Origin of the sequence: Sphingopyxis sp. 113P3, assembly GCF_001278035.1 — a bacterium.
Lineage (GTDB): Bacteria > Pseudomonadota > Alphaproteobacteria > Sphingomonadales > Sphingomonadaceae > Sphingopyxis.
In genome coordinates, this window is record NZ_CP009452.1 from 208,477 (window position 1) to 222,344 (window position 13,868).

Consider the following 13,868-nt stretch of genomic DNA (forward strand, 5'->3'; position numbering starts at 1 on the left):
GGAAGGATCGATCAGCAGTGAGGCGGGAATTGCCCGGCCGCGCTATTCGGCCAGGAAGCCATAGAAGAGGGGCCACACATAATATTGCGCGGCATTCTCGACTGAGGCGCTCGGAACCCACCGCTGCAGTTCTTGCGCCGAGTTCACCATGCCCGTCACCATTTCCGAGGCGACGCGCATGTCGCATAGCCTCACGGACCCGTCGACAAGACCGTCATTGAGCATGTCGGCAAACCGATAGGTCGAAAGCGTCAGCTTGCGCTGCATTTCCATGCGGAGCTCGGGACCCACCGCAGTGAGGGCCGATGTGCGCAGAAGGGCTCCTTCGGGAAGCATTTGCCTCGAAACGAGGGATACCGATGCCGCCGCGACATGCGAGAGTCCGTCCATTTCTTCGGCCATGGCCAGGTTCTGAGCCTCGCGGACGATGTCGAACGTCCGTTCGAAACATGCCACGACCAGTTGGTCGCGCGTCTCGTTGTGATGGTAGAAGGCGCCCTTGGTGACCTTCAGCGTTGCCGAAATGCGATCGACCGAAGCGCCGCGGTAGCCATGATCGTTGATGAGATCGGTCGCCGCGCGAAGGAAGCTGTCTTGCGACAATTTATCCGTCGACACGAACGGCGTCGGAATAGCCGCCGCGGCATTGGTGAGATCGACGCGCTGAGCGGCGAGACCATGAAGCAGCACATCGGCCATGCGGTCGGCAACGCGTGTGTGAAGTCTTCCGGCACATAGTTCCAGATCCAGACCACCGACCAATGCATCTGCGACAGCAGCATATGGGCATAGGCGCTGCGCTGCTCCTGGGAGATTGCGCGCGGCATGTCGTCGAACAGCTTCCGCGTGGCGCGAAACAGCCCGACGTACGCCGCTCCAACCGTGCTCAGATGGGGTTCGCCGAGCGCGCGCACGTCACCGAAATGGACAAACTCGGGAATCTCTTTACGCGCTACTCTGGCGAGCAGCGCGAAGTAACTGTTCAGAAACGAGCGGATCCGTTTCTCGAAGGGCGTTATCGTCAGGGCATCGCTCACCAACTCGTCGTGCAATGAGATCGAGTGGAGAAACGCTGCCGAAACCAAATCCTCCTTCTTTTCGTAATAGTAACGAAGGCTTTTTAAATTGAGGCCGATTTCGGAAGCGACAACGGACAGGGTCGCGTCCCGCAACCCGTGCTCGTTAAAAAGCGCTCCCGCCGCGTCCAGAATCTCCTGCTTGCGGACTTCGAAACGAGGCCGCCTCTTTTTTTCAGGAGATTGCGAACTCAATGTAACCGTCTCAGGCAATAGGTGGGTTCCTCATATACATGTCATTCTGCCTACCAACGAGCGCCCTCGCTAGCAAGCGATGCCCTTTTGCCTCGGTGGGAGCGCACGGCGTCAAGGCTGTTGATTTGGGTCGCTGGCGAGTGGAACTGTTCGCTGATAGCTTGTCGCATGATCGCAGAACCCGCGACCGCGCTCGCGCCTCCAGAGGAACAGTGCCTGCCGAACGGCGTATCGACCGTCGGGCACAATGGCCGCTATTACCGATCTGCGCCCAAGGACTGGCCGCTATCGGCCAACTTCTCGAGCAGCAGCGGATCTGTGAGCGCGCTAAAAAGAACGCCCGCCCAATCGAAACCGGGCGGGCGTCAGATGAAGAGCTGAGTTTCCTGAAAGGAAGAGCTCTCCTGGGTCGCACGGCGCGGATAGCGTCGCAGACGGAACGATTATTGTACGGCAACGCCAAAACGGATCGCCGGAAAACGGCCATTATTCGCTGGTCTGATCGGAGGGATCGCGCTCGCCGAGAGACGTGTGAACCGGGCGGCCGACCTGAAATCGGATGCCGAGCTTTTTCGCGATGCGACGCAGGGATGCGCGGGCTGTCTTACGCCGGTTGGGCGGTATCTTCACGGGTTGGGGGCTCCGTAATTCGTGGACGCGCAGGCCATCGCGCGAGCAAGAGAAGCGCGGGTTCAGAAATCTGCCGAGATCAATGCAACAAGCGTGGGGCATCGACGATCACTCGAAAATGATCTCGCTATCCTCGTAAGGGGTGACATTTGCCTCTTCAGAGGTGGGCGGCATGTACAGACCGCCTCTCGCCGCGTCGACGAAACGCCGGACGGTCATCGGTCCCTCCAAGGTTCCATCGGCAATGAGGTCGATCGGCGGATTACCACCGAACGAGGTAACGCTATGGGGTTTGTGCAACCAGGCGACGCTTTCGAGTTCGTTGGCGAATAGTTCTCCAAGGCCCTTGTGAATTCCGAGCACCGCCGAGATCCGCATCAAGGCGTTCTCTTTCAAGGTGATTTCGCGATGCTCCCGAACCCTCTTGCGCCAGCGACTATAGGCCGAGCGGGATGGAGAGCCGAGGATCAGGCGCTGCTGCTCCCCGGTCAGTCTCCACAGGCCTGCGATGGCTAGAAAGGTACGGAGCGCGGGGGCGCTCAGGCGGCGGCGATCATCGGTCATCGTCAGACCCACTCCCGGTGTCGCCGGACTTGGGGATGGCCAGTATCAGAGCATCGCGGATCAGCGCGAGAGGGCCGGCGCGGCGGTCATGGTCGCGCAGTATTAGTTCTTCGGATATCTCGGCGACGCCAGCTTCCCGATATTCATCCTGATGTACGCGTATTTCATATGTCCCGATGGGTCCTGAGCCCGCGATGTTCCCCGCGGTGATCTCGCCAACCTTGCGTTTCAGCTCGGCTCGGCCCCACGGCCAGACCTCGACAGTTACGACCAGCATGTAATTATCCTGACATCCATATCATGAGGTTTGCGTCGGCGGGTTACCCTTCGCCCCCGCCTTTCGAGGGCGTCACCCAACGGCCATTCTTCGGCCAATCGGAAAAAGTCGCGCGGCGCAGGCGCGAGAAGGGCCTTGTTCGCTGCTTCATTGCTCACCGAAGCAGACCCCGTCGAAATCGGAGGACACTGTCAGGCCCTTTTTCGTCAGATTGAAGAGCGGTCCCGCCGGATCGAAGGCGGGTGCGAAGTAGAGCGCGCCATCGATTACGCGGGCGCAATATTCGGAGTGCCAGACCGGCACGAGGCCATCGATGCCGATTTCCAGGGTGACTTTCTTGGGTCCGATGGACGGTCTGGAAACGCTGACAACGATGGCGTCGCACTTGGACATGCACATGGCATTCTCGACCCGTCTGCGATCGCCGTCATCCAAAGTGACGGCTGGTACGATCAGAAGATATGCGTCGGGTGCGATCAGGAATTGCGCGAACTGGCGCGGCAGCATCGAAATGTCGCTGTCCAGATCGAGGCCGGCGATCTCGATGATCGTGAGGGCGATCTTGAGGATCTCGGCCTCTTCGGCCCGGTCTTTGGCGGTCATGTATTTTTTCATCGTCAATCCATTCTTGCAGCGGCTCCGGCTGGACCGCCGCTGCTTTCATTTCTTCGCTCCAGCCAAAAGCTGGCACTTCTTCATTGGGAGATCGGCCGATGCCTCGAGCGTCGACGTGGCCATCACCGGTCATTCGCCGCCAATGAGCCGCCTCTGCCATTCGGCCCATTCGGCTGCGATCATCGCCTTGCCTGCATCGGCGGAAAAGGGCCGGACGAACGGACCGAAGCCGAAGCATTGCAGTTCGCGGGCCGGTGCCATCAAATGGATATGCGGTGGATTGGTCGAGCCCACGGTGACGGGCAAATGCATCGCGGCGATCACGGCGACATTGCGCTCGCTGCACAGCCTCTCGAGCGCGAATGCACGGACATCCTCCCAGGCCCGATGCAGTCGATCGGGGTTGGGAAAGCGCAGCGTGATCATGACGAAGAGGTCCTTGAGATTGCTGCACGCCTGCTCCTCATATTTTTCGCAAAGGCGTTTCGGGTCGAGGAACTCGTCATTCGCATGGGGCGGCAAAAGAACGTCCCAGCGATAACAACTGGGTACCCACGGCGCGGTGACGTCGACCTTTTGCCCCGGGCAAAGACGCTTGAGGACCGAGCTTGGAACAGTCCGGACGGGGCCGCCCTTGATCTGCCGGCGCACGACGCCGAATATGAAGTTCGGATCGTCACCGCCGGGAATGGGCACGAAGTCGAGGTCGCCGGGGGCAGGGATTTTCTTCATTACCACGACCAGCCTCCGATCCGGTGCGAGGCAAGATGAGCGCTCGCCCGCTCGATGCCGGCTTCGTGGTCCCACTCATCGGCAAAGGGATGATGCTCGGACAGGAACAGACCGCGCCGCATCAGATGGATTGATGGGCCGCTGCCCGGCGGAACGAGCCAGCTATCGCCAGCGAGGCTGCGGAACAGGCGATAGCCCAGAAACCATTCGAGATTGGCAGAGCCGGGCAGGGCGATGTCGACCGTCACATCGGTCGATGATCCGTCGGCCGCTCGCCGGAGCAACAGGACGGGGTGGCCTGTCGCGATCGCGACGACTTCGGTCTCGCCCAGGAACAACGGAGCCGCAGCCGCGGTGGCATGCACAACAACGCCCGGCGTCTTCAGAAAGAGGCTCCCGGGGAGCAACGTCGCCGCCATTCCACGGTCGGGGCGGGCGGAACTATGCATAAGCGCAGCAACATGGTGCATGAGTTTGCTGTCGGGGCGCGTCGCTGCGGGGAGTAGAACACTGCCCCTGAGGGCTGTGTGAATCATGGAGCCGGAACCATCGGCCAGGTCCAGTGAATCGGATATCGTCGAAAATTGCACGGGCATTGCTCTTAATTGGGAACCCGGTTGCCGGGGTTCGGGCGGCAGCTCTCCTTCAGATGTCTTTCATCCTTTCAGCAGGGCCACCTGGCTCATCTTCCCCATTCAAGCGGCGGGGACCGCCGCGATCCTGCCTACTTGGCGCGGGTTGCGTGCACGCAACCCGCGTCCGGCGGTTCACCGCTCGTGGCCGCCGCGCCCGCGCGACGGACCGGGGCGTGACGGTTCGGGCGGGCTCTCCGTGCTGCGCGCGGCCCGCGGCAGGGGCAATGTCCAGGCAAGCGGGAGCGCCTTGCGGTCGATCGGCCGGTCGGCGGTCAGCTTGCCGAGCGCGACCAGGGCGTTCCGCCCGGTTGGCGAAGCCTCGAGTTTTCCGGCAATGCTCCGCAGGGCCTCGGACTCGCAGTAGATATGTACGTCGCTGCCGACCATGCGCATCGCGAACTGCCCCTTGATGATGGCCTTTGCGATCACCCCCACGGCGGCAAGGGTCATATCATTGGCCCCGGGCCATTTGCCCTGTTCGACCAATGTCTCGGCGCGCGCGATAATCCGATCGACGCGCTCGCGGAGTTTGGCGTCGGCTGCGGCCTTCGCTTGCTCCACCTTCTTCTGCTCGCGGCGCTTCGCGGCTTCGCGGACTTGCCAGTCCCGCCGCAGCCCTTCGAGAAGCGTCTGCATGTCGCGCGACGGATAGGCTGCCCAATAGGCGTCTCTAAGTCGCATATCGAGACCATAGGGATCGAGTTTGGGCCGACCTTCGCCGGCGACAAATGGCGATCGGGCGCTTTTCTCAACATGTCGTTTCAACGCCGTGAGCATTGCTGCCCATTTGCGGGCATGGATGCGCTGGATGATAGCTTCGGCTTCAAAGCGATCGACATCGATATGTTGCGACGTGAAGCCCTGCGCAATCGCAAATCCCGTTGCCGTCCGAACTTGCGGTGGGAAGGGGGTTCGGCGGAATTGCCAAGCGGCTGCCGCTATTGCCTTGCGCCGATCGCTGTCCCCGCGAGTTTCGTTGGTTGGGACGGGCACCGTGCGCGGCAACGGTACCGGAATGACCGGGTCAATGCCGTGATCCAGCATCGCCGCTCGCTGATGTAGAGCATTCAGCCGTCGATCCGCCGATGCGATCACCTGTTTGACCGTGATAGCTAATTCCGAAAGCTGCTGATCACGATGGTGTTGCTGGGCGACCTCGCCGAGACGGGCGAGCATCCGTGCGCGTGTCGCTGCGGTCGATGCATCAGGCCTGATGCGATTCAGCTGATTACTGACCCGTTGCCCGGCGCCGAGCATGCGGGAGGTGGCGCCCGACGTTGCATCCTCCAGATTGGCCGTCAGCTTCTTCAGTCGATCGGCTTTCGCCATGCGCTCACTTGCGCGACGGATATTGGCGAGGCGAGAAAAGCCAGCTTTCGTCCGACGCTCGATGGACTCTTTCTTCGTCAGCATCGAGGTCTCTACTGCATTACGCGTATCGTCAATGGCGCCGCCGAATATGGCCGATATTTTGTGGATCGCCGAGGCCTGCTCCAACAAATGCGCTGTCTTCTCGAGTTTTTCCGCGGTAGCGCTGAGGTTCGCGAGTTGCATGTACCTTTCAGACGATTCCGAGAAGGTGCGACGAACGCGATTTGCAATGCCCTGCAGATGTTCATCTTTGGCAATCTGGCTAATCTGCAGTGATCGGGCCGCGGCGAGAATCACCTGGCGCAGCCTCAGCAATTTCTCGCGCCGCGCCGCTTGGGCTGTCTGATTGCCGATCGCCTCGACACGCTTCTCGTAGGTCGCAATCGCTTTCTGCGCTGTTGATGCCTGGAGCGCGAGGCGTGCGTGAACGGCGCTTTTAAGGTCTATCATCCGGAGGTTCGCGGGTACAACCGCGGAAGTGTGACGAATGTCGTGCAGTCGCTCGGCCGCGACCGATCGCTCGCGCTGGAGCGCCAGGCCGGTTATGCCGAGTATATGTCGCACTCGGCGCGCCATCGCCGACAATTGCTGCAACTGTTCCAGCCGTTTCTCAAGCGCTTCCAGCCGGCGCGCCATCCAGGTGGCTTCCTGACCGATCTTCGCCTGGCCCGCAGCCATCCCGCGGGCTTTGTTGCTGAGATGGGTATAGCGTTTGTCGATGCGGGCTGCGGACAGCGTCTTGTTGATTGCCTTGACCACGGCGATACGCCGGGCCTTGATGCCTGCCGGCGTATTGATGTCGGCCTCTTTGCCGACCGCGAAATTCCATTCATATGCTCCGTGACGTTCGCATGGTCGCAGCGAGTAGATGATATGGACATGATAGTTACGCTGATCGCCGGCCCGGTCTGGGAGGTGGAGGGCGACGGTATAGGGAAGCCCGCGCTTGGCAAAGAAACGGCAGATACGGCGCACGGCCTTGCGGCGCTGTCGGGCGGTGAGTTCGTGCGGTAGGGCGAGGATTTCTGTGATGTATACGTTCGCATTGCTACGATCGTGCCGCTCGATCGCTTCCGACGTGCGATAATAAGCGGCGAGTTCGTTGCGGTTTGCGGCGATGTTCGACCACCAGCCGCATTCTCCGCCTTCGAGGGCGTCTTCGCGCACGATATAAAGAGCTGCCCGTTCGGCTTCGCCGTTCCGCCAGCGGCGCCCCTTGGTCGACGCAAATCCGCGCGCGGTGAAGGCGAAATGGATCGAGTATAGCCCATCGGGCCCGCGCGCGTCTGTGGTTCCGGCCGTGCCGAGGAGCATGTCAGCGGTGCGGTGAAAGAGCTTCCTGGCCGTGCTCGTACCGATCCTTGGCCGCTCCTCCTGCGGCATGCGAACGCGTAACCTTTGGTGCAGCGCCTTCAGTTCTTCGGCCTCTTTCCGCTTGCGCCGACGGCGATAATGATTGGCCTCGCGCTCGTCGCGTACATCCTCGGCACGCCGTCGCGAAGCCAGGTTACGGGCGCTGCGTTCGGCGGCCATCGCCGCGGCGACCGCCGCCGAACGATCTTTCAGCTGCCCGTAGCTCAACTGCATTTTCTCTTCCTGCTTCGGTCTGAGGGGGTGGCAGTTGGGTCGGATGGTCGAAGCGCCAAACAACACTTTACCGCGCACCACCCCCTCTCTCTCCACTCTAGGTAGTGAAACATATGGGGTGGCGGGTCCTGTTCACCCCCACGTTGGAGGTGTCAGGCCTCACCGGCATCTATGGGGGTGAGCAGGAGTCCTGATTGGACCGCCTTCGCTATGTCGCTGCGTATGACATGCGAACTACCACTAAATGACGACGTCCTGCTCGGCTTGTTGGCAAGGCTGCGATCCCTGGAACGAGACGCTCGGTCGGAAACCATTTTGGCCGAACAGGGCTTGTCTGAACTCCGAAGGCAGGCCCGGGCGCGGCCCAAGCGACGCGGTGGGGAAGGAAGTGCGGATGCAGAGAAATACAAGCTGGGATCCGTTCTAGTCCAGCTCGGCTTTGCCGCCGCGGATGATCTCGCCCTTCTGGGCCTGCTGGCTAGCGGGGATCGGGCGCTTCAGTGGTTGTGCGAAGCCCGGCTGAAACGGGGGCCTCTCCCTTTCGCCGAGCTGGTTTCTGCTGCGATCAGCAATTCCGGGCGGCTCGACTGGTGCCGCGAATGGGGCAACTATCATTGGCGCCTTCATAATAAGAAAGCATACGACGCCACGGTGACGTCGTTCATCGAAGCTGGGCGGACCGGCGCGAACGAAGGTTGGCGCAAGCACGATGCCAGCGCCGACCAGATCGCGCTCATCGCCAAGCTTTGCGATCTCCTCGACGAACCGTTGCCCAAGCGCTTGACAAAAGGCGAAGCCTTCGACTGGATTTATGAACGCGGCGGCAATCCCGCCCATTGGCATGAACCCACCGAGCCAGCGGAGTGGGAGGCATGACCATGGATATCGATGCTCTCTATGAGCAGTTCCAAATCAAGGAAAACGCCTTGGCGGATGCGCTCTCTCTTTGCGAGGCTGAGCAGGCCGCGGGCAGGAGCGGCGTCGGCGCGCTTCGCGAGGCGAACCGGCTCCATGAAGAACTCAAGTTCGTGGCTGGTCTCTTGGCCGAACTCATAGATGACGCCCTGGCAGAAATCGGAGCGAAGCCGCCGCCTAGCTCAACTTAACGAGAACGTAAGGAAGGTTGCCGCGTAGAGTTCGGCAAATCAGGGGTGAGACGCGATGACAAAAAATCCAACGACGAACAAAAATTTGGCGCGCACGCTGTCATGGCGTTTCAGATGGCTGACCTCCCAAGTGGTTGCAGCAAAATCCCAGAGCGTTGAGGAAGCTTTGGCTCTCCTCGGCAAGCTTTTCAACGATATCCGGGGTCTGAACAAAACCACTGAGCAACTGCAGGCCGAGCTTTATTCTTTCGGCCCTTGGGACGATTGTCTCCCCGCGGTTCTTGACGCTTGCTGGTTGCCGTTGCCGACCGGGTTGGTTCCCAATTCCAAAGAGGCATTGGTCGAGCTCTGCGAAAAGTTGCTGGATCGGACAAATGATTCGACGCTGCGGGATATTTTCCTGGAGGGATGGCGCAGCAAAAATGACAACAGGCCTGGAGGCAGGATTTTTGACGAATTCTGCCAGGATCTGTGGAAAACCAGCCGGACTGACCCTGTTTTTTTTAATGCTGTCGTACGAGGCATGCATGGGACGGCCCTAGATTATCAGGCGCGGAAGGAGGCTTCGACACATCTCACCCGTGTTCGGGCAGTACGCCTGATCAGCAGGATGGCGCTGGTATGGGCTGCCCATGATGTTCAAGCGACTGTCGCAGCGGCACGCCTGTCTAAAACTCGCCCGCTAGCTGGGCTGATTGCGGGGTGGGCGCAAAATATGAAGGCGGACACCGTGTTTGCCGTGGTGAGGCCGATCTTTACGATCGCAAAGCTTAATTTTCCTAAATACCGGACCAATCAGGAAATTCGCCAAGGCAAGCCGGAAGGCAAATTGTCGAAGCACGACGATGTAGCGACGATTAGTTTCCGTTGTGATCAAGCCCGTTTTTCAACCCATAGGCGGTCGGCTTTAATCAGCGCGTTGACCATGACGATGAGCTTGCGCATAAGTGTGACCACAGCGACCTTTGCCGGTTTTCCGGACGCGATGAGGCTTTGATATTTTGCTTTGAGATCTGGATTGTAGCGGGCGGCAACGAGGGCCGGCATGTAAAGCGCACGTCTTACATTGGCCCGTCCCCCTTGAATAAAACTGCGCCCTTTCCATTGCCCCGATTGACGGGCGACGGGAGCCAGGCCTGCAAGGGAAGCGACTTGTTTAGGATCCAGTGCTCCTAGCTCTGGCATGGTTGCGACCAACTGGTCGGCGGTACGTGTGCCTACCCCGGCAATACTGGAGATGATTTCGTGCCGCCGCGCCAACTCTGCGTCAGCAGCAATGATCGTCGCAAGCTCGACATCGACCTGTTTGATATGCTGCTCAATCTGATCCAGGCGCTTTTTGTGCTGACGCTTGAGGAGAGGTAGCGTCAGGTTCTTCGCTTGATTTTGAAGCGCGATCTTATCACGGACCAAGCCATCGCGAGCGCTGATCAATTCGGCGAGCTTGGCTTGCTTGGGCGTATTTGCCGGGCGTACGGGAGGCTGGAGCGTCGTCGCCATACGGGCCAGAATCACCGCATCAATCTTATCCGTCTTGGCGAGAGTGCCTATCGCTTGGGCGAACCGCCGTGCGCGAGCCGGGTTGAGCTTGACGCATGGCAGGTCCGATAAAGCCTGCTCGAGCTGTCGGTGGTATGCGCCAGTAGCCTCATAGGCGATCCGATCGATCTGCCATTGCCCGAGCCAATCTATCAGCTCCCTGTGGCCTTTGGCGGTATTGGTGAATTGCCGCTCGCAGCCTGCAGGATGGGCATATACATCAAGGGTCGCTTTTGAGATGTCGATGCCGATGGTTTGGGGTATGGGATTGTCCATCTTTTCCGCTGTCCTACTCTTGTCATCCGGGCCCGAAGCCCTGGTTTCCGTCCAGGTCTGGTGGAAAAGAAAGGGGTGATCACACTAATCGACGGTCCTCCACGACCGAGACAACTTCGATCCATCCCCTTCCGCCCGATCCGGGGTGGCCACCCCGGATCGGGCAGCCCTTAATGCCCACAACCGCCAGAAAAGTCATAAGACAAGAGAAAGTCTTCCAGAAAACAATCGAGCTGTCTTTGCTGATTTTGTCGGATTCGGTGGGAAGCGCGGGCTTTTTTCTCGACGCCGTCGGGATCGTTTCATGCAGGATTTGCCTCAGGCTCTCGAACAGCAGAATCCCGAATTCTGGGCTGAACTGAAAGAACCTACCGGTCGATTTGCAGGCATGACCATGAGTCAGGTCTGGTATCGTGGACTGCTTCCAGCCGAGATGTCGGCCCTAGCTGCACTTCGGCTCGTTTATTGGGAAGAACGTTTGCAGACGCATCTTTTCGGGGTGAAGAACAAGTATTGGCAGCCTGGAACTTACTTGCCTCAAGATGTTGGTTCAAAAACACGTGTTGCTGATCTGGTTCACAATCTTCATCGTGTTATCTTGCGTAACGCGGGGCCGTTGAATGGCGAGGCCGTGTCAGGACATGATCATAGGCATATCTCTAATGCAGAGAATTTCATCGCGGATGCGTTGAGCACGCCTCTTCCGATCGATGGGGAACCTGTGGGCCGGATGAGGACACTTCATGACCTAGATGTCTGCGTCGCGATCCGTTTGGGTCGATAGTGTTCGTGTGCTGCGCTTGTGAAATTGCTGCCCTCGGCAGCCTCCTTTAGAGGCCGCGCTCGTGAGGAGGGAAATGACTGCCGCTACGGATCCAAGGACCCTAGCACCGTGCCGAGATCAGCAAATCAAGATGGCTGCACACTCCCGCAACCAACTAAGAGCCCGCCTCCCTCGAGGGATGGCGGGTTTTTTGTGTCTGCGCTCCGCATCGATCTTTCGCTTGGGAACCAGCCGCCCTTTCACGCATTTCCGCCTTTAGCGGTCTTGTATCCGCGCGAAGGTGACGATCGGGTCCGCGAACGGAGCGCGAACCGGTGTTGGGGGGCATATGGCCGAAGCCGCCGAAAAAGGAGTGGAGGATGCCCTTCGCGGCATTCGCGATCGGCTGTCGACCGAACTCACGCTGCTCGACGCGCTCGGTGAGTTCGCGGCCGCCGTGGAACTGGATGCTGCCATTCGCATCCTCGATCATCGGCTCGAAAAGGGCACCCAGTTCGAGATGCCGTTACCGGATTGACGCATCATAGGCGCGCCCGGGCGCATCACCATCCCATGCCAGGAACAGCAGATCGTCGAGAATAGCGCGGCGTGCCTTCCCGATCCGGAGCAACGGGCGTAACGGGAGAACAGCCGCATCGAGCCCGCGGTCGATATCGAAGTGGATATAGTGCCAGCCTTGGCTACTGATCTGCTGTGTCCCAACTGACGTGACAGGCGCGCTCTCGAGGGCTCTCATGCGACCCATGCCCTTCGGCTGTTCCTGAAGCAGGAGCTGAAGCGTGGCCGGGCCCTCGACCCGGATCCATCCGCCAAATGACAGCCGCCGCTCTGCGACCGGCCGGAAGAAGGTCTTGGGCGCGATCGTCAGCGGCGTGTCCCCGGTTGCGGCAACCGCCATCGCCCCTGAGCCCCGATGGGCGTCGCTCACGAATTCAATCATTCCACCCTCTATGCCCCAACTCCGGTCGCGCGCTTCGCCCGAGCGGGCCGCCTCGAAATCGCCGCGCATCAAAAGGTCGCGCGCCGCGGGCGCGCCGGACTCGCATCGCGTGGCAGGTCGTTGGAGATCGTAGGCAAAGGCTCTAAGCCCTTCCTCGATCATCGCAGCGCAAAATTTCGGCGCAGGCATGTCGGCCGACGGCTGAATGACGCCGTGACCTCCGATGATGCCGATGCGGGTGCCGCGCTCTGCCGACAGGTCAATGATACGCCGCAGCACCGCCTGGCGCATGCCCGCGACCGCGGGGACCGGACGATAGTCGAGAAGTTGGATTGGGATCATCTCGGCGCGGAAGAGCCGGTCGCCGTCCATCCAGACCTTCAGCGCATAGGTCGCTTGCGTTTCCGGGAAATACTGGTCGAACAGAAAATTGCCGAGCGAATAGTTTCCGTTGTGATCAAGCCCGTTTTTCAACCCATAGGCGGTCGGCTTTAATCAGCGCGTTGACCATGACGATGAGCTTGCGCATAAGTGTGACCACAGCGACCTTTGCCGGTTTTCCGGACGCGATGAGGCTTTGATATTTTGCTTTGAGATCTGGATTGTAGCGGGCGGCAACGAGGGCCGGCATGTAAAGCGCACGTCTTACATTGGCCCGTCCCCCTTGAATAAAACTGCGCCCTTTCCATTGCCCCGATTGACGGGCGACGGGAGCCAGGCCTGCAAGGGAAGCGACTTGTTTAGGATCCAGTGCTCCTAGCTCTGGCATGGTTGCGACCAACTGGTCGGCGGTACGTGTGCCTACCCCGGCAATACTGGAGATGATTTCGTGCCGCCGCGCCAACTCTGCGTCAGCAGCAATGATCGTCGCAAGCTCGACATCGACCTGTTTGATATGCTGCTCAATCTGATCCAGGCGCTTTTTGTGCTGACGCTTGAGGAGAGGTAGCGTCAGGTTCTTCGCTTGATTTTGAAGCGCGATCTTATCACGGACCAAGCCATCGCGAGCGCTGATCAATTCGGCGAGCTTGGCTTGCTTGGGCGTATTTGCCGGGCGTACGGGAGGCTGGAGCGTCGTCGCCATACGGGCCAGAATCACCGCATCAATCTTATCCGTCTTGGCGAGAGTGCCTATCGCTTGGGCGAACCGCCGTGCGCGAGCCGGGTTGAGCTTGACGCATGGCAGGTCCGATAAAGCCTGCTCGAGCTGTCGGTGGTATGCGCCAGTAGCCTCATAGGCGATCCGATCGATCTGCCATTGCCCGAGCCAATCTATCAGCTCCCTGTGGCCTTTGGCGGTATTGGTGAATTGCCGCTCGCAGCCTGCAGGATGGGCATATACATCAAGGGTCGCTTTTGAGATGTCGATGCCGATGGTTTGGGGTATGGGATTGTCCATCTTTTCCGCTGTCCTACTCTTGTCATCCGGGCCCGAAGCCCTGGTTTCCGTCCAGGTCTGGTGGAAAAGAAAGGGGTGATCACACTAATCGACGGTCCTCCACGACCGAGACAACTTCGATCCATCCCCTTCCGCCCGATCC

At 59.8% G+C, this 13,868-nt stretch carries 16 protein-coding genes and 1 pseudogene; 6 read left to right on the top strand and 11 right to left on the bottom strand.

The features are described from left to right. Window positions 1-42 precede the first annotated feature (42 nt). Window positions 43-699, bottom strand: coding sequence for a TetR/AcrR family transcriptional regulator (locus tag LH20_RS00870; protein WP_053552590.1), 657 nt, complete (start codon window positions 697-699; stop codon window positions 43-45). A gap of 62 nt (window positions 700-761) precedes the next feature. Between LH20_RS00870 and LH20_RS23870 the strand changes: the two genes are divergently transcribed. Further along, complete coding sequence (locus tag LH20_RS23870) at window positions 762-1,055, top strand: hypothetical protein (protein ID WP_053552591.1); 294 nt, start codon at window positions 762-764, stop codon at window positions 1,053-1,055. A 27-nt stretch (window positions 1,056-1,082) separates the two neighbouring features. Here the strand turns inward: LH20_RS23870 and LH20_RS24325 are convergent. Next, window positions 1,083-1,289, bottom strand: a pseudogene (locus tag LH20_RS24325) (TetR/AcrR family transcriptional regulator); the annotation flags it as partial. 150 nt (window positions 1,290-1,439) lie between these two features. On the opposite strand from LH20_RS24325, the gene LH20_RS00880 reads away from it, so the two are divergent. Continuing rightward, window positions 1,440-1,652, top strand: a complete 213-nt coding sequence (locus LH20_RS00880; RefSeq protein ID WP_053552592.1) for a hypothetical protein — start codon at window positions 1,440-1,442, stop codon at window positions 1,650-1,652. A 357-nt stretch (window positions 1,653-2,009) separates the two neighbouring features. On the opposite strand, the gene LH20_RS00885 is transcribed toward LH20_RS00880, so the two are convergent. The 6 genes from LH20_RS00885 to LH20_RS00910 all read right to left on the bottom strand — a co-directional run bounded on the left by LH20_RS00885 (window position 2,010) and on the right by LH20_RS00910 (window position 7,682). Further along, the gene (locus LH20_RS00885) at window positions 2,010-2,465 is read right to left on the bottom strand and encodes an MbcA/ParS/Xre antitoxin family protein (RefSeq protein WP_053552593.1); all 456 of its coding nucleotides are present in this window, start codon (window positions 2,463-2,465) and stop codon (window positions 2,010-2,012) included. Next, on the bottom strand, window positions 2,455-2,742 hold the full coding sequence (locus tag LH20_RS00890) for a hypothetical protein (RefSeq protein ID WP_053552594.1): 288 nt from the start codon (window positions 2,740-2,742) through the stop codon (window positions 2,455-2,457). The genes LH20_RS00885 and LH20_RS00890 overlap by 11 nt, the downstream gene beginning before the upstream one ends. Before the next feature lie 147 nt (window positions 2,743-2,889). Continuing rightward, window positions 2,890-3,345, bottom strand: a complete 456-nt coding sequence (locus tag LH20_RS00895; protein WP_235527067.1) for a hypothetical protein — start codon at window positions 3,343-3,345, stop codon at window positions 2,890-2,892. A gap of 141 nt (window positions 3,346-3,486) precedes the next feature. Beyond that, a complete protein-coding gene (locus tag LH20_RS00900; protein ID WP_053552596.1) occupies window positions 3,487-4,089 on the bottom strand; it encodes a hypothetical protein in 603 nt (200 codons plus the stop codon). Then, the gene (locus tag LH20_RS00905; protein ID WP_158501081.1) at window positions 4,089-4,538 is read right to left on the bottom strand and encodes a hypothetical protein; all 450 of its coding nucleotides are present in this window, start codon (window positions 4,536-4,538) and stop codon (window positions 4,089-4,091) included. Before LH20_RS00905 ends, LH20_RS00900 begins: the two co-directional genes overlap by 1 nt. A gap of 318 nt (window positions 4,539-4,856) precedes the next feature. Beyond that, a complete protein-coding gene (locus LH20_RS00910) occupies window positions 4,857-7,682 on the bottom strand; it encodes a MobA/MobL family protein (protein ID WP_053552598.1) in 2,826 nt (941 codons plus the stop codon). A gap of 210 nt (window positions 7,683-7,892) precedes the next feature. Between LH20_RS00910 and LH20_RS00915 the strand changes: the two genes are divergently transcribed. Both LH20_RS00915 and LH20_RS00920 read left to right on the top strand, forming a co-directional pair. Further along, on the top strand, window positions 7,893-8,558 hold the full coding sequence (locus LH20_RS00915; protein ID WP_144423479.1) for a hypothetical protein: 666 nt from the start codon (window positions 7,893-7,895) through the stop codon (window positions 8,556-8,558). Beyond that, complete coding sequence (locus LH20_RS00920) at window positions 8,555-8,788, top strand: hypothetical protein (RefSeq protein ID WP_144423480.1); 234 nt, start codon at window positions 8,555-8,557, stop codon at window positions 8,786-8,788. Before LH20_RS00915 ends, LH20_RS00920 begins: the two co-directional genes overlap by 4 nt. A gap of 873 nt (window positions 8,789-9,661) precedes the next feature. On the opposite strand, the gene LH20_RS00925 is transcribed toward LH20_RS00920, so the two are convergent. Continuing rightward, window positions 9,662-10,603: an IS110 family transposase gene (locus LH20_RS00925; protein WP_053552601.1), complete on the bottom strand. Its 942-nt coding sequence runs from the start codon at window positions 10,601-10,603 to the stop codon at window positions 9,662-9,664. 145 nt (window positions 10,604-10,748) lie between these two features. On the opposite strand from LH20_RS00925, the gene LH20_RS23185 reads away from it, so the two are divergent. After that, a complete protein-coding gene (locus tag LH20_RS23185; protein ID WP_144423481.1) occupies window positions 10,749-11,387 on the top strand; it encodes a hypothetical protein in 639 nt (212 codons plus the stop codon). A 328-nt stretch (window positions 11,388-11,715) separates the two neighbouring features. Then, window positions 11,716-11,904, top strand: a complete 189-nt coding sequence (locus tag LH20_RS00930) for a hypothetical protein (protein WP_053552602.1) — start codon at window positions 11,716-11,718, stop codon at window positions 11,902-11,904. On the opposite strand, the gene LH20_RS00935 is transcribed toward LH20_RS00930, so the two are convergent. Both LH20_RS00935 and LH20_RS00940 read right to left on the bottom strand, forming a co-directional pair. Next, a complete protein-coding gene (locus LH20_RS00935) occupies window positions 11,893-12,801 on the bottom strand; it encodes a hypothetical protein (RefSeq protein WP_053552603.1) in 909 nt (302 codons plus the stop codon). The two genes, LH20_RS00930 and LH20_RS00935, sit on opposite strands and share 12 nt — an antisense overlap. Then, complete coding sequence (locus LH20_RS00940) at window positions 12,785-13,726, bottom strand: IS110 family transposase (RefSeq protein ID WP_053552601.1); 942 nt, start codon at window positions 13,724-13,726, stop codon at window positions 12,785-12,787. The genes LH20_RS00935 and LH20_RS00940 overlap by 17 nt, the downstream gene beginning before the upstream one ends. Between the last annotated feature and the right edge of the window lie 142 nt (window positions 13,727-13,868).

Coding starts and splice junctions, on each gene's coding strand:
- LH20_RS00895 (WP_235527067.1), bottom strand. CDS start 3,345: ATGACCGCCAAAGACCGGGCCGAAGAGGCCGAGATCCTCAAGATCGCC.
- LH20_RS00900 (WP_053552596.1), bottom strand. CDS start 4,089: ATGAAGAAAATCCCTGCCCCCGGCGACCTCGACTTCGTGCCCATTCCC.
- LH20_RS00915 (WP_144423479.1), top strand. CDS start 7,893: ATGTCGCTGCGTATGACATGCGAACTACCACTAAATGACGACGTCCTG.
- LH20_RS00905 (WP_158501081.1), bottom strand. CDS start 4,538: ATGCATAGTTCCGCCCGCCCCGACCGTGGAATGGCGGCGACGTTGCTC.
- LH20_RS00940 (WP_053552601.1), bottom strand. CDS start 13,726: ATGGACAATCCCATACCCCAAACCATCGGCATCGACATCTCAAAAGCG.
- LH20_RS00880 (WP_053552592.1), top strand. CDS start 1,440: ATGATCGCAGAACCCGCGACCGCGCTCGCGCCTCCAGAGGAACAGTGC.
- LH20_RS00910 (WP_053552598.1), bottom strand. CDS start 7,682: ATGCAGTTGAGCTACGGGCAGCTGAAAGATCGTTCGGCGGCGGTCGCC.
- LH20_RS00920 (WP_144423480.1), top strand. CDS start 8,555: ATGACCATGGATATCGATGCTCTCTATGAGCAGTTCCAAATCAAGGAA.
- LH20_RS00925 (WP_053552601.1), bottom strand. CDS start 10,603: ATGGACAATCCCATACCCCAAACCATCGGCATCGACATCTCAAAAGCG.
- LH20_RS00870 (WP_053552590.1), bottom strand. CDS start 699: ATGGCCGATGTGCTGCTTCATGGTCTCGCCGCTCAGCGCGTCGATCTC.
- LH20_RS00885 (WP_053552593.1), bottom strand. CDS start 2,465: ATGACCGATGATCGCCGCCGCCTGAGCGCCCCCGCGCTCCGTACCTTT.
- LH20_RS23870 (WP_053552591.1), top strand. CDS start 762: ATGCATCTGCGACAGCAGCATATGGGCATAGGCGCTGCGCTGCTCCTG.
- LH20_RS00890 (WP_053552594.1), bottom strand. CDS start 2,742: ATGCTGGTCGTAACTGTCGAGGTCTGGCCGTGGGGCCGAGCCGAGCTG.
- LH20_RS00930 (WP_053552602.1), top strand. CDS start 11,716: ATGGCCGAAGCCGCCGAAAAAGGAGTGGAGGATGCCCTTCGCGGCATT.